Genomic DNA, 18,760 nt, shown 5'->3' with positions numbered 1-18,760 from the left:
TTGGGTAAGCCTATTTCAGCCAACCAATATTCCCGTGGCGAGCGCGCTTGCCACAACAAACCTGCTCGCCGCAGCCACAACGACCGTGTTCGCCACGCAATCATCCCGCTGCCTTATCGCGCACCATTCAGCCGCGGCCGTGTTTATTGTGACCGCACGCTCGGTGCCGGACACTCGAGCCATTGTCATTGTCGCCTGTGGAGTTCGGTATGAGTGAGTCAGTGCAGTTCCAGGATAAGGTCGTGATCGTCACCGGTGCCGGCGGCGGGTTGGGCCGCGCCCATGCGTTGCTGTTTGCCAAGCACGGGGCCAGGGTGCTGGTCAACGATCTCGGCGGCTCCGCACAGGGCGAAGGCGCCAACGCCTCGGCGGCCGACCGGGTGGTCGCCGAAATCCGCGAGGCCGGCGGCATTGCCGAGGCCAACCATGACTCGGTCACCGACGGTGACAGAATTGTGCAGAATGCCATGGACGCATTCGGTCGCATCGACGTGGTGGTTAACAACGCCGGCATCCTGCGCGACAAAACCTTCCACAAGATGGAGGACAGCGATTGGGACCTGGTTTACCGGGTGCATGTTGAAGGCGCCTACAAAGTCACCCGCGCCGCCTGGCCGCACCTGCGTGAGCAAGCGTACGGACGGGTGATTTTCACCGCGTCCACCTCGGGCATCTACGGCAACTTCGGCCAGTCCAACTACGGCATGGCCAAGCTCGGACTGTATGGCCTGACCCGCACCCTGGCGCTGGAAGGGCGCAAGCACAACATCCTGGTCAACGCCATTGCCCCCACCGGCGGCACACGCATGACCGAAGGCCTGATTCCGCCGCAGGTGTTCGAGCGCCTCAAGCCGGAGTTGGTCAGCCCGCTGGTGGTGTACCTGGGCAGCGAGGCCTGCCAGGACACCTCGGGCCTGTTTGAAGTCGGCGGCGGCTGGATCGGCAAGACCCGCTGGGAGCGCAGCCTGGGGGTGGGGTTTGATCCGCAGGCCGGCTTCTCGCCCGACGATGTGGCGGCGCACTGGGCGCAGATCTGCGACTTCGAAGGAGCCGCCCACCCGCAGGACAACATCGAGGCGCTGAAGGAGATGATGGCCAATTTGCAGAAATACAGCCTCTGATCGTTGCGTGATCGTCCTTTAATCCCCAGGCAAAAAAAAGCCGCTGCAAACGCAGCGGCTGAAGTAAGACGTTGTACCAAGGAGCGGCAGATAAACGTCAATGAACACCGATAACCGATTGAATAAAAACATCAATCAGGTTGAATCCGGCTTTGCACCCTGGGGTGGGAGCGAGCGCAGTGCTCTTAAAGCCCGGCCAGAATAGTCGTTTGTTACAGAATGAGTAATATCTCATTGGGACAAGGACTATTACAAAATTCGTAACGATCCATCCATCCCTTTGATGACCCTCCATCCACCCGCTGCATGCCCGCGCCCGAAGCCCGGCCAGCGTGGCCGTTAATCCTTTCGAGCGACAACACGAATACCTCCTTGGTGCGCTTATCGCTCCCCGCGGGCGGCAGTAGGGTGAAGCCTTCTGTCACTCACCGGGGAAGACGCATGACAAAAACAACAATGCGCGCCATCTTCACGCCGCAGGCGCTGGCCGCTGCGGTCGCCTTGGGTTGCTGTACCCAGGCGCAGGCTGTTTCGTTCAACATTGGCGAGATCGAAGGGCAATTCGATTCCTCGCTGTCGGTGGGCGCCAGTTGGGGCATGCGCGATGCCGACCGCAAGCTGGTGGGCACCGTCAACGGTGGCAGCGGCCAGGCTTCCACGGGCGATGACGGACGCCTCAATTTTAAAAAAGGCGAGACCTTCTCGAAAATCTTCAAGGGCCTGCACGACCTCGAGTTGAAATACGGTGATACCGGTGTGTTCGTGCGCGGCAAATACTGGTACGACTTCGAGCTCAAGGACGAAGACCGCGAGTTCAAGCCCATCAGCGATCACAACCGCAAAGAGGGCGCCAAATCCAGTGGCGCGCAGATCCTCGATGCCTTCGTGTACCACAACTATTCCCTGGGCGACCTGCCGGGCACCGTGCGCGCCGGCAAGCAAGTGGTCAGCTGGGGCGAAAGCACGTTTATCGGCAACTCCATCAACAGCATCAACCCGGTTGACGTCTCCGCGTTCCGCCGTCCGGGGGCCGAGATCAAGGAGGGCCTGATCCCGGTGAACATGCTGTTCGCCTCCCAAAGCCTCACCAGTCAGCTCACCGTCGAAGGCTTCTACCAACTGGAATGGGACCAGACGGTGCTGGACAACTGCGGCACCTTCTTTGGCGGCGATGTGGCGGCGGACGGTTGCACCAATAACTACACGGTCGGCAGCCCGGCGATCCGGCCCCTGCAACCGGTGGCAGCCGCATTCGGCCAGGGTTTCGGCGTGACCAATGAAGGCGTGATCGTACGGCGTGCCGGCGACCGCGACGCGCGCGACTCCGGCCAATTCGGCGCTGCCCTGCGCTGGCTCGGCGACGACACCGAGTACGGCCTGTACTTCATGAACTACCACAGCCGCACGCCGACCGTGGGCACCATTACCAACAACACCAGCCTGGCGACTCTGGGCGCCATTGCAGGCGCCGCCAACCGCCTGGCGCCCGGCTCCGGTGCGGGGCTGGTGCAAAGCCTGATGCTCGGCCGCGGCCAGTATTACCTCGACTATCCCGAGGACATTCGCCTGTTCGGCGCCAGTTTCTCCACCACCTTGCCCACCGGCACGGCGTGGACCGGGGAAATCAGCTACCGCCCCAACGCCCCTGTTCAACTCAACACCACCGACCTGACCCTGGCGCTGATCAACCCGATTGCCGGTAACACTGCCTCGCCCATCCGCAGCTCGTTCGGCGCCGATAACGTGGGTTACCGGCGCAAGGAAATCACCCAGATCCAGAGCACCATGACCCAGTTCTTCGATCAGGTGCTGGGCGCCGAGCGCCTGACCCTGGTGGGCGAGGCGGCGGTGGTGCATGTCGCCGGCCTGGAAGACAAAGCCAAGCTGCGTTACGGCCGCGACTCGGTGTACGGCGCCTACGGGTTCCAGGGTGACACCGACGGCTTCGTCACCTCCACCTCCTGGGGCTACCGCGCGCGGGCGATCCTTGACTACAACAACGCGATTGCCGGGGTGAACCTCAAGCCCAACCTGTCCTGGTCCCATGACGTCGCCGGCTACGGCCCCAACGGCATCTTCAACAAGGGCGCCAAGGCTATCAGCGTGGGCGTGGATGCCGACTACCGCAGCACCTACACCGCCAGCCTCAGCTACACCGACTTTTTTGGCGGCGACTACAACACCCTGACCGACCGCGACTTCCTCGCCCTCAGCTTCGGCGTGAACTTCTGATTTGGCTTAAAGAAGGACAAGAACTTATGCGTAAGACAATTGCAGTGTTGGCCCTGAGTCTACTGGCCGCTCACGTGATGGCGGCGGTATCGCCGCAAGAGGCCGCCAAATTGGGCACCACCCTCACGCCGGTCGGTGCCGAAAAGGCCGGCAACGCTGACGGCTCGATCCCGGCCTGGACCGGCGGCATCCCGAAAAACGCCGGCGCGGTGGACAGCAAAGGCTTTCTGGCCGATCCGTTTGCCAGTGAAAAACCATTGTTCGTGATCACCGCCGCCACCGTCGATAAGTACAAGGACAAACTCTCCGACGGCCAGGTGGCGATGTTCAAGCGCTACCCCGAGACCTACAAGATCCCGGTGTACCCCAGCCACCGCACGGTGAACCTGCCGCCGGACATCTACGAGTCGATCAAGCGCAGCGCGTTGAACGTCAAGGCGATCAACGACGGCAACGGCCTGGAGAACTTCACCGGCAACCGCTACTACGCGTTCCCGATTCCCAAGACAGGCGTGGAGGTGCTGTGGAACCACATCACCCGTTACCACGGCGGCAACCTGCGCCGCATCATCACCCAGGCCACGCCGCAGACCAACGGCAGCTACACGCCGATCCGTTTCGAGGAAGAAGTGGCGGTGCCCCAGGCCATCCCCGACATGGACCCGGCCAAGGCGGCCAACGTGCTGAGCTTTTTCAAACAGTCGGTGACGGCCCCGGCGCGGCTGGCGGGCAACGTGCTGCTGGTGCACGAAACCCTCGATCAGGTGAAGGAGCCGCGCCTGGCGTGGATCTACAACGCCGGCCAGCGCCGAGTGCGGCGTGCACCGCAAGTGTCGTATGACGGGCCGGGCACCGCTTCCGACGGCCTGCGCACCACCGACAACTTCGACATGTTCTCCGGCGCGCCCGACCGCTACGACTGGAAGCTGGTGGGCAAGAAAGAGATGTACATCCCCTACAACAGCTACAAGCTCGATTCGCCGAACCTCAAGTACGACGACATCATCAAGGCCGGCCACATCAACCAGGACCTGACCCGCTACGAGCTGCACCGCGTGTGGGAAGTGGTCGGCACGGTCAAGCCCAGCGAGCGGCATATCTACGCCAAGCGCCACATGTACATCGACGAAGACAGCTGGCAGGTGGCGCTGGTGGATCACTACGACGGTCGCGGCCAACTGTGGCGCGTCGCCGAAGGCCATGCGCAGTTCTATTACGACCACCAAGTGCCGGCCTACACCGTCGAAACCCTCTACGACCTCATCGCCGGGCGCTACATCGCCCTGGGCATGAAGAACGAGGAGAAACGCAGCTTCGTGTTCGGCTTCGCCGCCAAGGCCGCCGACTACACCCCCGCAGCATTGCGCTCCGAAGGCGTGCGCTGAAGGTGAGGTGAAATCCAACCAACCTGTGGGAGCTGGCTAGCCTGCGATAGCGGTGGGTCAGCTGCCACATTGGATAAGCGTGCACCCTGGCTTTTATGCATGGCCGTCAATCACCCCGCTGAATACTTCTTCAACAACCACTAACCCCAGGACTAGGGTACGCGTCAGGCTCCATCACAATAAAAACGCAGGATGCAGCAATGACCGCCATGACTCGCTGCCTGGACCGTCCCGGATTCATGCCACGGCTGTCCGCTCACCACTTGTTGCGCCCACGACTGGCCCAGCCCTTGCTCGCGGCGCAGGCACGGGTGAGGTTGCTGTGTGCGCCGGGCGGCAGTGGCAAGAGTGCGTTGTTCGCCGAGTGCGCCTTGCAGGCGCCAGCGGGGTGCAAGGTGTACTGGCTGGCACTCAATGGGGTGGCCCTGAGCCCCGAAAACCTGTGCCGACGCGTGGCGCAGAATCTGGGGCTGCCCTTCACCGATGAAGCCGCGCTGCTGCTTGATCTGAGTACCTGGTCAACGCCGGCCTGGCTGTTTCTCGATGATTTCTGCCGTTTTCCCGATCCCGAGCTGGATGCCTTGCTCGACCGCCTGCTCACCCTCGGCAGCCCGGCGCTGAGCTGGTGGCTGGGCACGCGGCGGCGCCCGGCGTGCAACTGGCCGCGTCTGTTGCTCGACGATGAACTGTGGGAGTGCAGCGCCAGCGAGCTGGCGTTCAGCGCTGGGGAAGCCCAGGTCTTGCTCGGCCCTGGCCAGAGCCTCGACAGCGTCATGCAGTTCAGTGCCGGCTGGTGCGCAGGCGTGCGGATCGCCTTGCTGGGCGACGGCCATCCCGACAAGACCTTGCGCGACTATTTGCAGCACGAGCTGTTCAGCACCTGGCCCGCCGAGTGGGTCGAGGCCTGGCAGGTGCTGGCCCATTTGCCGAGGTTCAATGCGAGCCTGTGTGAACACCTGTTCGGCGCGGGCGACGGCGCCCGCTATCTGCGCGAACTGCAGGCACTCGGTGCCTTTGTCCAGCCGTGGGAACACAGCGCCGACTGGCTGTGCATATTCGCGCCGCTGGCCCACGTGGTGCGCGACGAACCCTGGCCGGCCCGGCGCTCCTGGCATCGGCGCGCCTGCCAGTGGTTTACCGCCGAGGGCGACTGGCAGGCCGCGTTCGAACAGGCATTGCTGGCCGAAGCGTTCGAAGTGGCGGTAAGCCTGTTGCAGCATTTCAGTTTCGAAGACCTGTTTCGCCAGCAGAATGCCGTGTTGTTGTTACGTCTGCACGAACAGCACGGTGATGAACTGCTGCTGTGTTCTGCGCAGTTGGTGGGGCTGGTGACGGCGGCGCTGCTGTTCGCCGGGCGCTTCGATCAGGCCGCGCAGTGCATCGATCAGTTGGCGCGCTTTACGCCGCAACCTTGCGCCGTACAGCAGCGTCACCTGCTGGCGCGTTGGCAGGCGCAGTGGGGCTGGCTGTTGCATTTGAACGGCGATGCCGAATGCGCCCGCGCGCATTTTCTTGAAGCCCTGCAGGCCTTGCCCGACAGTGCCTGGACCTCGCGCCTGATGTGCCTGTCCGGGCTCACCCAGCAAGCCTTGCTGCGCGGCGAGCTGGACGTCGCCCAAACCCTCAATCGCGAAGCGCTGTGCCTGGCGCGCGCTGAAGGTTCGCTGCTGCTGGAAGCATTGCTTGAGCTGGATCACGCCCAGTTGCTCGAGCAGCGCGGCGCACCGCATCGGGCGCAGAGCTTGTTGGAGCAAGTGCAGGCGATGTTGCTCAAGCAGCAGATCGAGGCCGGCCCGCTGGTGGGGCGGATCGCGTTGCGCCGTGGCCACCTGGCTTTGCGCCAGGGTCAGGACGCACTGGCCGCCGAGTGTTTCCAGGCGGGCTTGGCGATGTGCCTGCACAGCCAGGACAAACGTGTGCTCTACGGCTTTCTGGGCCTGGCACTGCTGGCCGCCAACCAGGGCGACTACGCCCAGGCGTTTATCCAGCTGCGCGAGGCCGAGCGGTTGATGCAGCAGCGGCACGTCCCGCAGAGCGTTTACCGCGCGGTGCTGTTGTTGATCAGCGGGCATTTCTGGTTGCAGCAGGGGCGGGCCGACTTGACCGTGGAAGCGGTGCGCCGCGTGCTGCGTCACTTTCATGGGCCACACGCCAGACAGGCGCCGCCGGCCACGCTGGAATTGATCCCGCGTCTTGAGTACCTGCTGGTGCTGGCAGAAGTGAAGCTCGGGTGCGCCGAGCAACCTCTTTCAAGGCTCAACGCACTGCTGGAGACCACTCGGCAACGCGGCATGCTCTGCCTGGAAACCGAGGTGCAGTTGGTGCTCGGCGAGGTGGCGTGGCAATTGGGCGACTCCGCCTTGGCGCGGCGTGCGCTGCAAAGCGGCCTGGCACTGGCGGCGCGTTGTCAGGTGCAGCAAGCGATCCGCGAGCTGCGCCTGCGTTCTCCCGGTGTGCTGAGCGAACTTGGCCTGGAGCCGCACACAGCCTGCAGTGGCGCGGCAGACAACCCCTTGAGCCAGCGCGAACTGGAAGTGCTGCGGTTGATCGCCCTGGGCAATTCCAACCTGCAGATTGCCGACCGCCTGTTCATCTCCCTGCACACGGTCAAGACCCATGCCCGGCGCATCCACAGCAAGCTCGGCGTGGAACGGCGCACCCAGGCGGTGGCCAAGGCCAAGACCCTCGGGCTGATGGTCTAGACGAAGGCCTGACGGTAATCGCCAGGCGTTGCGCCCATGGCCTGGCGAAAGCGCTGGTTGAAATGGCTGGCGCTGGAAAACCCGCACATCAGGGCCACCTCGCCCAACGGCAGGGCGCCGCCGCGCAGCAAGCTGCGCGCACGGGCCAGGCGGCGCGCCAGCAGGTATTGATGGGGCGGCAGGCCGAAGCTCTGGCGGAACATCCGCGCGAAGTGGTATTCGGACAAGGCGCACAAGCCGGCCAACAGCCCAAGGCTGATGGGATCCTGCAGGTGCTGCTCGATATACTCCACCAACCGCCGCCGTTGGTAAGCCGCCAGCCCGCCTTTCAAGCGCAGGCCATCGCGGGCGCCGACCTGGCTGAGCAGGGTGTGGCTGAGCATCTCGTGGGCCAGGCTGCTGGTGAGCAGGCGTTCGGCCGGTTCGTGCCAATTGAGCGTGATCAGTTGATGAAAGCGCCGCGCCTGGCCCGGGTCCTCAAGAAAAGTCGCTTCCCGCAACGCGAGGGCGCGCGGTTCGCGGTCCAGCAGGGTGATGCAACCGAGGGCGAACTGTTCCGGGCTGAAATACACATGGGCCAGGCGGATGTCGCCGTTGATCACCCAGGCCGACTGATGCTCGGCCGGCAGCACGCACAACTTGTCCGGGCCGCCCTTGATGCCCGGCTGATCACGGCGAAACGTGCCGGTGCCGCCGCCGATGTAGCAGGACAGCGTGTGATGGCTGGGCCCCTGGTAATCCTGGGCATCGTGGTGGTTGCTCCACAGCGCGGCCGACACGCCGTCACCCAGCTCGGCGCAGGCGTGCAGGCGTGCGTTGGGCGAGCGGTTGAGGGACTGAAAGATGTGCAGCGATTGCAGATCAGGCATGGCGTGTGTTCTCCGATGCCTGGCATCCTACCGCGCGAGGTCCGGGCTGTGATCCCTTCGCCCGACAAAAGCGCAAGAATGTGCAAGAGCGGTCCGTGGCTTGAGGCGGACACTGTGGCTCAACCTTCGGAGCCGCGCCATGAACCTTTCCCTGTATGTCCTCACCGTATTGATCTGGGGCACCACCTGGATCGCCCTCAAGTGGCAGTTGGGGCTTGTCGCCATTCCCGTGTCCATCGTGTACCGCTTCGGCCTGGCCGCGCTGGTGCTGTTTGCTTTGTTGTTGCTCAGTCGAAGGCTGCAGGTGATGAACCGGCGCGGGCATCTGATCTGCCTGGCCCAGGGCCTGTGCCTGTTCTGCGTCAACTTCATGTGTTTTTTGACCGCCACGCAGTGGGTGCCCAGCGGCCTGGTGGCGGTGGTGTTTTCCACGGCCACCCTGTGGAACGCGCTGAACGCGCGGGTGTTCTTCGGCCAGCGCGTGGCGCGCAATGTATTGATGGGCGGCGGCCTGGGCCTGCTGGGGCTGGGCTTTCTGTTCTGGCCGGAACTGGCCGGGCACACCGCCAGCCCGCAGACGTTGCTCGGGCTTGGCCTGGCGCTGCTGGGAACGCTGTGTTTTTCGGCGGGCAATATGCTTTCGAGCCTGCAACAGAAGGCCGGGCTCAGACCGTTGACCACCAATGCCTGGGGCATGGCCTACGGCGCCTTGATGCTGGCGACCTGGTGCGTGGTACGCGGCATTCCTTTCGAGATGGACTGGAGCGCGCGGTACATCGGCGCCTTGGGGTACCTGGTGATTCCGGGTTCGGTAATCGGGTTTACAGCCTATCTCACCCTGGTGGGGCGTATGGGCCCCGAGCGTGCGGCGTATTGCACCGTGCTGTTCCCGGTGGTGGCGCTGAACGTGTCAGCGTTTGCCGAAGGCTATCAGTGGACGCCGCCGGCATTGGCCGGGTTGGTGCTGGTGATGCTGGGCAATGTGCTGGTGTTCCGAAAGCCTAAAGTTATGAGCCCGACCTTCCACACAAAACCAATCCAGTGAGGCTCCGCCGACTCGTCGCTTCAGCTGCCGCCCTGTGGCAAGCCCGCTCGCCACAAGAAGCCCGCTTGCCACAACAAGCCGGTACCCACAGGGAGGTGGTTGCCTGCTACTTCAGGCCCAGGCGCCTGGCCAGGCGGCCCAGGTTGGCGCGGTCCAGGCCCAGTTCGCGGGCGGCGCCGGCCCAGTTGTGCTGGTGGCGTTCCAGGCAGGCGTCGATTACCTGGCGCTGATAGTGCTCGGTGGCCTGGCGCAGGTCACCGGTGACGGGGGCCGGCGCGGCTTGCGCTTCAATGACCGGGGCGTTGACCTCCGGCAGATCCAGGTCCCTGGCGCTCAGGCTGAGTATCTTCGGACGCTCGCGGCAGTTGCCCAGCGCCTTGAGCGCGCTGCGCCCGATCGCGTGCTCCAGCTCGCGCACATTGCCCGGCCAGTGATAGGCCAGCAGCGCGGCCTGGGCATCGCCGCCAAGACGCAGGCTGCCCAGGCCCATGCGTGAGCGGTTCTGTTCAAGGAAATAACCGGCCAGCAGCAACACATCGCGTCCGCGTTCACGCAGCGCCGGCACGTGCAGCGGGTACACGCTGAGGCGGTGGTAGAAATCGGCGCGGTAGCGGCCGCTGCGCACTTCTTCGGCGAGGTCGCGGTTGGTGGCGGCGATCAGGCGCACGTCCACCCGGTGTTCGCGGTCCGAGCCCAGGCGCTGCAGTTGGCCGCTTTGCAGCACACGCAGCAGCTTGGCCTGCACGCTCAGCGACAGTTCGCCGACCTCATCGAGAAACAGGGTACCGCCATTGGCCAGTTCAAATTTGCCTCGGCGTTCATTCAGTGCGCCGGTAAAAGCGCCGCGCACGTGGCCGAACAGCTCGCTTTCCACCAGCGTCTCCGGCAGGGCGGCGCAGTTGAGGCTGATCAGCGGTTTGTCGGCCCGCGTCGAGGCGCCATGGATCGCCTGGGCCACCAGTTCCTTGCCCACCCCGGTTTCACCGGTAATCAACACCGTCAGGTCGCTGCCGCCGACCAGGTTGATCTCTTCCACCAAGCGCTTGTGGGTTTTGCTCTGGCCGATCATTTCCTTGTGCGGCTGGCCGCCGGCCTGGCGGTAGATTTCGGCGCGCAGGGCCAGGCGCTCAATGCGCTCGGCGACGTTGACGGTGGCGGCGGCGAGGCTGGCGAAGGCTTGCAGGGCGTCCAGCTCAACGCGTTCGAAACGCTCGGTGTCCAGCGCATCCAGGGTCAGCAGGCCCCAGGGCCGGTCATCGACGAACAGCGGGCAGCCCATGCAGTCGTGCACTTCCAGTTGCCCGTGCACACCGGCGACCAGGCCGTCATAGGGGTCGGGCAACGCACTGTCGCTGTCGAAGCGGGTGGGGACGGGGCTGCTCAGCAGCACGGCGAAGCGTGGGTGCTCGCTGACCTTGAAGCGTCTGCCCAAGGTGTCGGCGCTCAGGCCATCCACCGCCAGCGGCACCAGCCACTCGCCGTCCAGGCGCAACAGGGCGGCGGCGTCGCACGGCAGCAGGGCGCGCATGGCGTGCAGCAGGCGGCGGTAACGCTCGCCTTCGGGCAGGTCGCGGGAAAGGTCGGCGACCAGGGGCAGCAGGGTGGTGAGCAGCGAATGCGCAGTCATAATGACTCCTTGTAGTCGTTGTGACTATAAAGCGTAAGAAGTCATATTGACTAGGTTTACCACAACCAATTGAAAATATTGAATTTTTAGATTGGCACGAATACTGACTGCTTCAGGGCACTTCATTGACAAGCCCAGGAGTCTCCCATGCTGACGGCCCAAGACCGTGCCATCATCCAGTCCACCGTGCCGTTGCTGGAAAGCGGCGGTGAAGCGCTGATCACCCATTTCTACCGCATGATGCTGTCCGAGTACCCGCAAGTGCGTCCGCTGTTCAACCAGGCCCACCAGGCCAGCGGCGATCAGCCCCGCGCGCTGGCCAATGGCGTGTTGATGTACGCGCGACACATCGACCGGCTCGACCAGTTGGGCGACCTGGTGGCGAAGATTATCAACAAGCACGTGGCGTTGCAGATCCAGCCGGAGCACTACCCGATTGTCGGCGCCTGCCTGTTGCGTGCGATCTCTGAGGTGCTGGGCAGCGACATCGCCACGCCTGCGGTCATGCAGGCCTGGGGCGCGGCCTACGGCCAGTTGGCAGATATTCTGATTGGCGCGGAAAAAGCCCTTTATGACGAAAAGGCCCAGGCGCCGGGTGGTTGGCGCGGGGCTCGGTCGTTCAAACTGGTGAAGCGGGTGGAGGAGAGCGCCGAGATCATTTCGTTTCATTTTGTCCCGGTGGACAACGGCCCGATTCTCAAGGCCGCGCCGGGCCAATACATCAGCCTGCGGCTGGTGCTCGACGGCGAAGAAGTGCGCCGTAATTACTCCCTGTCGGCACTGAGCGATGGCGGCGAATACCGCATCAGCGTCAAGCGCGAAGCCGGGGGACGGGTGTCCAGCTATTTGCATGATCAACTGCAGGTCGGCGCGACGATTGAGCTGTTCCCGCCGTCGGGGGATTTCACGCTGGTGGCCAGCGACAAACCGCTGGTGCTGATCAGTGGCGGGGTGGGCATCACACCAACCTTGGCGATGCTCGAGGCGGCCCTGGCCACCGAGCGCCAGGTGCACTTTATCCACTGCGCGCGCAATGGCGGGGTGCATGCGTTTCGTGAGTGGGTGGATGCACTGGCGGCCGGGCATCCGCAGCTCAAGCGGTTTTACTGCTACGCCGAGGACGATGGGGTGAGTCCGACGGCGGACAGTATTGGGTTGTTGAGCCAGGCGCAGTTGGCGGCGTGGTTGCCCCAGGAGCGCGACCTAGATGCTTACTTCCTCGGTCCGAAAGGCTTCATGGCTGCGATCAAGCGTCACCTCAAGGCACTGGGCGTGCCGCAGGCGCAAACGCGCTACGAGTTCTTCGGCCCTGCAGCGGCGCTGGAGTAACGCGCGTCAAAAGTGTGGGAGGGGGCTTGCTCCCGATGGCGGTGTATCAGTGACAGCCAAGCTGGCTGACCCCCTGCCATCGGGAGCAAGCCCCCTCCCACCGTTGGATCGGTGTGCTGACTGATTAATCCCCCGTTAACCCCCCTCTGTTTAAACCATGCTCTGTGTGTAAACTTGCGCCCATTGGCACAACCAAACAAAGGGATACGGGGATGAGTGACGAATTGCGTTTAGGCAGGGAGCGACGCTTTCTGGTGTTGCTGGGCATCATCTGCCTGGCGCTGATCGGCGGTGCGCTGTACATGCAGGTGGTGCTGGGCGAGGCGCCGTGCCCGTTGTGCATCCTGCAACGTTACGCCTTGCTGCTGATCGCGATCTTCGCGTTCATCGGCGCCGCGATGCGCACCAAGGGCGCGGTCACCCTGTTCGAAGGGCTGGTGATCCTCAGTGCACTCGGCGGTGTGGCTGCGGCGGGGCATCATGTGTACACCCAGTTCTTCCCGCAGGTCAGCTGCGGCGTCGATGTGTTGCAGCCGATCGTCGATGACTTGCCGCTGGCCAAGGTATTCCCGCTGGGCTTCCAGGTCGATGGCTTCTGCAGCACACCGTACCCACCGGTGCTGGGCCTGTCGCTGGCGCAATGGGCGCTGGTGGCGTTTGTGCTGACAGTGATCCTGGTGCCGCTGGGCATTTATCGCAATCGCCAGCGCACAGCCTGAACTTTTCGTAAAAAGCCCCGGTCACTCCTGAAGAAGGACCGGGGCTTTTTTGTGCGTCGGCAAATGTGAAAGGGCCGTGACGAACGGCGACAAATGGGGCGTGCGGCATGCGACATGTTGTCACACGGATGCTGTCGCAGGCGCTTTCCAAGCCTCGTTTTTAGTGCACGGATTTGCACCAATCGGTCAGTTTGTGCTGTCAGCTAATCGTTTGAATCGTACCTTTGACAGGTCGCGGTCGTGGTGCCGAAGCGATGTCCCAATGCCTTGTTTTATGGGGACTTCGACGGCCTCGTCATGCCCTTACAAGTTGTAAGGGATGGCCTGAAGAGGCGAATAACATGGCATTTTTTGTGGGCTTTGTTGAGAATTGACCGCAATAAGATCGCGCATTCCGCCCCTGTCGGTGAAGAATTATTGCTGTAATCGATAAAAATTATTTCTTTATCAGACATGGTTTATACATCGCCAGCTAACTACAATCCCCCGCACTGAGTGTCCGATGCTGTGCAATATTTGAGCATCGCAGGGGTCGAGGGGCGATGGACGGCTCCATGCGACCCAGGTTCCGGCAGCCTTTCAACTATCCGCACCAAATGGAATTGGTCTGTAACAAGGCCTTTAACCACGAAATCGAATAAGAACGCGCCGCAGGTCAGTGAAACTTACAGTTTTTTTGGTGTGGCGGGCAGGCTCTTATTCAATCGAAGAGAAATGCCAACCCTTGGCAGGGTGAAGTGTTGGCGATCAAAACCCAACTGCATTGCGCAAGCTGCTTTAGAGGTCGTGAGATGAGTAAAAACAGGTACCCCCGATTACTAGGCTTTTTGCCGCTGCTTGGCATGCTGTTAATGCTGGGAGGCTGCAAGTGGACCTTGCTCGACCCAAAAGGACAGGTCGGTCTGGATGAACGAAACCTGATCATCACCGCCACCCTGCTGATGCTGCTGGTCGTGGTCCCTGTGATCATCATGACCTTCGCTTTCGCCTGGAAATACCGCGCGTCCAACACCAACGCGACCTACGCGCCGAAGTGGTCGCACTCCACCAAGATCGAAATCGCGGTGTGGCTGGTCCCGATCCTCATCATCGTTGCCCTGGGTTATGTGACCTACAAGTCCACCCACGCACTGGACCCGTACCGTCCGCTGGAATCGGACGTCAAGCCGATCAACATCGAAGTGGTTGCGCTGGACTGGAAGTGGCTGTTCATCTACCCGGACCTGGGTATCGCCACCGTGAACCAGATCCGTTTCCCGGAGCACACTCCGCTGAACTTCAAGATCACCTCCGACGCCGTGATGAACTCGTTTTTCATCCCGGCCCTGGGCGGCCAGATCTACGCGATGGCAGGCATGCAGACCAAGCTGCACCTGATCGCCAACCAGAAAGCTGAAATGGAAGGCATCTCCGCCAACTATAGCGGCGCTGGCTTCACCGGCATGAAATTCAAAGCGATCTCGACAAGCCAGGAAGACTTCAACGCCTGGGTCGCCGAAGTCAAGGCCGCACCTAAACAGCTTGATCAAGCTGAATACGACGCCCTGACCAAACCAAGCCAGAACAACCCTGTCGCCCTGTACTCCTCGTACGAGCCGAACCTGTTTCAGAAAATCGTCGACAAGTACGAAGGCATGAAACCAGGCAAGCCGGTCAAGCACGAGAAGAAGGAAGTGGCCGCGGCTGAAGGTTCTGACACGGGCTCGAATTCAACTGCTGGGGCAGAGGAGTAAACGATGTTTGGTAAATTAAGTTGGGACGCGGTCCCATTCCACGAGCCGATCGTGATGGTGACCATCGCCATGATCGCGCTAGGTGGTCTGGCACTGTTTGCGGCAATCACCTACTTCAAGAAGTGGACCTACCTGTGGACCGAGTGGTTGACCTCCGTCGATCACAAGAAAATCGGTGTCATGTACGTCATCGTGGCCATGGTCATGCTGCTGCGCGGCTTTGCCGACGCCATCATGATGCGTACCCAACTGGCCATGGCCACCGAGGGTTCGCCGGGCTACCTGCCGCCTGAACACTATGACCAGATCTTCACCGCCCACGGTGTGATCATGATCATCTTCATGGCGATGCCTTTCTTCACCGGCCTGATGAACCTTGCCTTGCCGCTGCAGATCGGTGCGCGTGACGTTGCCTACCCGTTCCTGAACTCCCTGAGCTTCTGGCTGCTGGTATCGGGCGTGGTGCTGATCAACCTGTCCCTGGGCGTCGGCGAATTCGCCAAGACCGGTTGGGTTGCGTATCCGCCGTTGTCGGGCCTGCAATACAGTCCGGGCGTGGGGGTGGATTACTACATTTGGGCACTGCAGTTATCAGGGCTCGGGACGACATTGACGGGGGTCAACTTCCTGGTCACCGTCCTCAAGATGCGCGCCCCTGGCATGAAACTGATGGACATGCCGATCTTCACCTGGACCTGCACCTGGGCAAACGTCCTGATCGTGGCTTCGTTCCCGATCCTGGCCGCTACCATGGCGCTGCTGTCGCTTGACCGTTACCTGGATTTCCACATTTTCACCAATGAACTTGGTGGCAATCCGATGATGTACGTGAACCTGTTCTGGGCATGGGGTCACCCTGAGGTGTACATCCTGATCCTGCCAGCGTTCGGTATCTTCTCCGAAGTGATCTCGACTTTTACCGGCAAGCGCCTGTTCGGTCACCACTCGATGGTCTATGCATCGGGCGCGATCTCGGTACTGGGCTTCATGGTCTGGCTGCACCACTTCTTCACCATGGGTTCGGGGGCCAGCGTCAACGCCTTCTTCGGCCTGGCGACGATGCTGATTTCCATCCCGACGGGGGTGAAGCTGTTCAACTGGCTGTTCACCATCTACCACGGTCGTCTGCGCATGACCAGCCAGGTCCTGTGGACCCTGGGCTTCATGGTGACCTTCGCCATTGGCGGCATGACCGGCGTACTGCTGGCCATTCCGGGTGCTGACTTCGTGCTGCACAACAGCCTGTTCGTGATCGCTCACTTCCATAACGTGATCATCGGTGGCGCGGTATTCGGCTACATCGCCGGTTTCAGCTTCTACTTCCCGAAAGCGTTCGGCTTCAAGCTGCACGAAGGCTGGGGCAAGGCTGCGTTCTGGCTGTGGATCTCGGGCTTCTTCGTCGCGTTCATGCCGCTCTATGCACTGGGCTTCATGGGCATGACCCGTCGTCTGAACGCCACCACCAACCCTGAGTGGGTGCCGTACCTGTACGTCGCCATGTTCGGTGCGTTGATGATCGCGGCCGGTATCGCCTGCCAGTTGATCCAGCTGTATGTCAGCGTGCGTGATCGCAAGCAGAACCTGTGCGAGTCCGGCGACCCGTGGAACGGCCACACCCTGGAATGGTCGACCTCGTCGCCACCACCGTTCTACAACTTCGCCGTGATCCCGACTGCGAACACCATTGATGCGTTCACCGAAGCCAAGGAAGACGGTACTGCGTACCAGAAACCTGCGCACTACGAGCCGATCCACATGCCGAACAACACCGCCACTGGCGTGGTGATGGGCGCGCTGTTGACCGTGTTCGGTTTCGCGATGATCTGGCACATCTGGTGGCTGGCAATCGTGGGCCTGGTGGGCACTATCGGTTACTTCATCGTCCACGCTGCACGTGACGATCAAGGCTACATGGTGCCAGTGGAAACCATCGAACGCATCGAAGCCGAGCAGCACGCTCGCCTGGTAGCCGAGAAGAAGATCCCGGCCAACCGTGTTGAAACCCCGTTGGAACAGGTTTAAACCATGTCGAACTTAGCGACCAATGCTGGACACGCCCATGTCGATGACCATGGGCACCACGACCACCACGACACCGGCCCGATAACCGTCTTCGGTTTCTGGCTCTACCTGATGACCGACTGCATTTTGTTTGCGTCGATCTTCGCGGTGTACGCGGTACTGGTAAATAACGTAGCGGGTGGCCCGTCGGGCCACGACATCTTCGAACTGCCTTACGTGCTCGGCGAAACCGCCTTGCTGTTGTTCAGTTCGATCACCTACGGCTTCGCCATGCTGGCCTTCTACAAAGGCAACAAGAAAGGCGTGCTGAGCTGGCTGGCCCTGACCTTCCTGTTCGGCCTGGGCTTTATCGGCATGGAGATCAACGAGTTCCACCTGCTGATCTCCGAAGGCTACGGCCCGCACCGTTCCGGCTTCCTGTCCGCGTTCTTCACGCTGGTAGGCACCCACGGTCTGCACGTATCGGCTGGCCTTCTGTGGATGGCGGTGATGATGTATCAGGTCAATAAACACGGCCTGACCAACACCAACAAGACCCGCCTGAGCTGCCTGAGCCTGTTCTGGCACTTCCTGGATGTGGTCTGGATCTGCGTATTCACCGTCGTCTACTTGATGGGGACTCTGTAATGGCTAATGCACACTCCCATGACAGCCATGATGCGAGCCACGGCAGCGTAAAGTCTTACGCTATCGGCTTCATCCTGTCGGTCATCCTGACCCTGATCCCGTTCGGCCTGGTGATGTACCCGACCTTGCCGAAGTCGATCACCCTGATGATCGTGCTGGCGTTCGCAGTGATCCAGGTGCTGGTGCACCTGGTGTACTTCCTGCACCTGGACCGCTCCGAAGCCCAGCGCGAGAACGTGATCGCGTTCGTGTTCGCAGGTCTTGTGATCGTTCTGCTGGTTGGTCTGTCGCTGTGGATCATGTTCAGCATCCACACCTACATGATGGCGAAGTGAGGTAAGACCCGATGTCGCTTAAGCACTTTATCCAAATCACCAAACCGGGGATCATTTTCGGTAACGTGCTTTCTGTGGCAGGCGGCTTCTTCCTGGCCTCCAAGGGGCATGTCGATCTGGCCATCTTCCTGGCGGCAATGATCGGCACTTCCCTTGTTGTGGCGTCCGGTTGCGTGTTCAACAACTGCATCGACCGTGACATCGACATCAAGATGGAGCGCACCAAGAATCGTGTTCTGGTGCAGGGGCTTATCTCCCTGAAACTGGCGCTGATCTTCGCGACCGTCCTGGGTATTGCCGGTGTGGTGTTGTTGTACAAGGTGGCCAACCCGTTGGCGGCGCTGTTTGCCGTGATCGGTTTTGTCATCTACGTCGGCCTCTACAGCCTGTACCTCAAGCGCAAGTCGGTTCACGGCACGCTGGTGGGCAGTCTGTCGGGGGCGATGCCGCCGGTGATTGGTTATGTGGCTGTGACCAATAGCTTCGACATGGCCGCGCTGGTGCTGCTGGTGATGTTCAGCCTGTGGCAGATGCCGCATTCCTATGCCATCGCGATTTTCCGCTTCAATGACTACCTGGCTGCGTCGATCCCGGTTCTGCCGGTCAAGCGTGGCATCCAGGTGGCCAAGAAACACATCCTGCTCTACATCCTGGCCTTCCTTGTGGCGACCTTGATGTTGACCTTCAGTGGCTATGCCGGCATGAGCTACCTCGCCGTTGCCGCCGCCATGGGCATGTACTGGCTGTACATGGCCTGGACCGGCTACAAGGCGGTGGATGACACCGTCTGGGCGCGCAAGCTGTTCGTGTTCTCGATCTTCACCATCACTGCGCTCAGCGTGATGATGTCTCTGGATTTCCAGGCACCCAAAGAGCTGTTGCTGACTTACGCTCACTGAGTCATCGAGCACCGGCTCTTTAGCCAAAATCAGCCCCGCCCTCGAAAGAAGCGCGGGGCTTTTTATTGAGCCACCTTTAAACTCTTCACCACTTCCAAGCAGGCAGGAACAAAAG

General features: G+C 61.6%; 14 protein-coding genes. 12 read left to right on the top strand and 2 right to left on the bottom strand.

Translation table 11 applies throughout. The features are described from left to right. Positions 1 to 209 precede the first annotated feature (209 nt). The 4 genes from VRB54_RS19695 to VRB54_RS19680 all read left to right on the top strand — a co-directional run bounded on the left by VRB54_RS19695 (position 210) and on the right by VRB54_RS19680 (position 7,440). Entirely contained in the window at positions 210 to 1,121 is a 912-nt protein-coding gene (locus tag VRB54_RS19695; RefSeq protein WP_338478458.1) for an SDR family oxidoreductase, read from the top strand. Between the two features lie 441 nt (positions 1,122 to 1,562). Next, entirely contained in the window at positions 1,563 to 3,353 is a 1,791-nt protein-coding gene (locus VRB54_RS19690; RefSeq protein WP_338478457.1) for a DUF1302 domain-containing protein, read from the top strand. 26 nt (positions 3,354 to 3,379) lie between these two features. After that, positions 3,380 to 4,738: a DUF1329 domain-containing protein gene (locus tag VRB54_RS19685; RefSeq protein WP_338478456.1), complete on the top strand. Its 1,359-nt coding sequence runs from the start codon at positions 3,380 to 3,382 to the stop codon at positions 4,736 to 4,738. A 200-nt stretch (positions 4,739 to 4,938) separates the two neighbouring features. After that, complete coding sequence (locus tag VRB54_RS19680) at positions 4,939 to 7,440, top strand: LuxR C-terminal-related transcriptional regulator (RefSeq protein WP_338478455.1); 2,502 nt, start codon at positions 4,939 to 4,941, stop codon at positions 7,438 to 7,440. On the opposite strand, the gene VRB54_RS19675 is transcribed toward VRB54_RS19680, so the two are convergent. Next, the gene (locus tag VRB54_RS19675) at positions 7,437 to 8,309 is read right to left on the bottom strand and encodes an AraC family transcriptional regulator (RefSeq protein ID WP_338478454.1); all 873 of its coding nucleotides are present in this window, start codon (positions 8,307 to 8,309) and stop codon (positions 7,437 to 7,439) included. The genes VRB54_RS19680 and VRB54_RS19675 overlap by 4 nt on opposite strands. Before the next feature lie 139 nt (positions 8,310 to 8,448). Between VRB54_RS19675 and VRB54_RS19670 the strand changes: the two genes are divergently transcribed. Beyond that, positions 8,449 to 9,354 (top strand): DMT family transporter, encoded by a 906-nt coding sequence (locus VRB54_RS19670; RefSeq protein ID WP_338478453.1) that lies wholly within the window; start codon positions 8,449 to 8,451, stop codon positions 9,352 to 9,354. Between the two features lie 106 nt (positions 9,355 to 9,460). Here the strand turns inward: VRB54_RS19670 and norR are convergent, their stop codons facing one another. Then, positions 9,461 to 10,981 carry a nitric oxide reductase transcriptional regulator NorR gene (gene norR / locus VRB54_RS19665; RefSeq protein ID WP_338478452.1) on the bottom strand — a complete coding sequence of 507 codons (1,521 nt, stop codon included), beginning with the start codon at positions 10,979 to 10,981 and terminating at the stop codon, positions 9,461 to 9,463. Between the two features lie 147 nt (positions 10,982 to 11,128). Between norR and hmpA the strand changes: the two genes are divergently transcribed. The 7 genes from hmpA (at position 11,129) to cyoE (ending at position 18,645) form a co-directional block, all read left to right on the top strand. Further along, positions 11,129 to 12,310: an NO-inducible flavohemoprotein gene (gene hmpA, locus VRB54_RS19660; RefSeq protein WP_338478451.1), complete on the top strand. Its 1,182-nt coding sequence runs from the start codon at positions 11,129 to 11,131 to the stop codon at positions 12,308 to 12,310. A 212-nt stretch (positions 12,311 to 12,522) separates the two neighbouring features. Then, complete coding sequence (locus VRB54_RS19655) at positions 12,523 to 13,029, top strand: disulfide bond formation protein B (RefSeq protein WP_209984679.1); 507 nt, start codon at positions 12,523 to 12,525, stop codon at positions 13,027 to 13,029. Between the two features lie 791 nt (positions 13,030 to 13,820). Then, positions 13,821 to 14,762: a ubiquinol oxidase subunit II gene (gene cyoA / locus VRB54_RS19645; RefSeq protein WP_209984676.1), complete on the top strand. Its 942-nt coding sequence runs from the start codon at positions 13,821 to 13,823 to the stop codon at positions 14,760 to 14,762. Positions 14,763 to 14,765: 3 nt separating this feature from the next. Next, positions 14,766 to 16,784: a cytochrome o ubiquinol oxidase subunit I gene (cyoB, locus tag VRB54_RS19640; protein WP_338478449.1), complete on the top strand. Its 2,019-nt coding sequence runs from the start codon at positions 14,766 to 14,768 to the stop codon at positions 16,782 to 16,784. A gap of 3 nt (positions 16,785 to 16,787) precedes the next feature. Then, positions 16,788 to 17,411, top strand: coding sequence for a cytochrome o ubiquinol oxidase subunit III (locus VRB54_RS19635; protein WP_003238390.1), 624 nt, complete (start codon positions 16,788 to 16,790; stop codon positions 17,409 to 17,411). Beyond that, a complete protein-coding gene (cyoD, locus tag VRB54_RS19630; protein WP_003176003.1) occupies positions 17,411 to 17,746 on the top strand; it encodes a cytochrome o ubiquinol oxidase subunit IV in 336 nt (111 codons plus the stop codon). The genes VRB54_RS19635 and cyoD overlap by 1 nt, the downstream gene beginning before the upstream one ends. An 11-nt stretch (positions 17,747 to 17,757) precedes the next feature. Next, positions 17,758 to 18,645 (top strand): heme o synthase, encoded by an 888-nt coding sequence (gene cyoE / locus VRB54_RS19625; protein ID WP_209984671.1) that lies wholly within the window; start codon positions 17,758 to 17,760, stop codon positions 18,643 to 18,645. Positions 18,646 to 18,760 lie beyond the last annotated feature (115 nt).

This window comes from Pseudomonas trivialis, from assembly GCF_036864995.1.
GTDB lineage: Bacteria > Pseudomonadota > Gammaproteobacteria > Pseudomonadales > Pseudomonadaceae > Aquipseudomonas > Aquipseudomonas trivialis.
The sequence above is the reverse complement of the archived record's forward strand: the minus strand, read 5'-3'. Positions and strand labels throughout refer to the sequence as shown.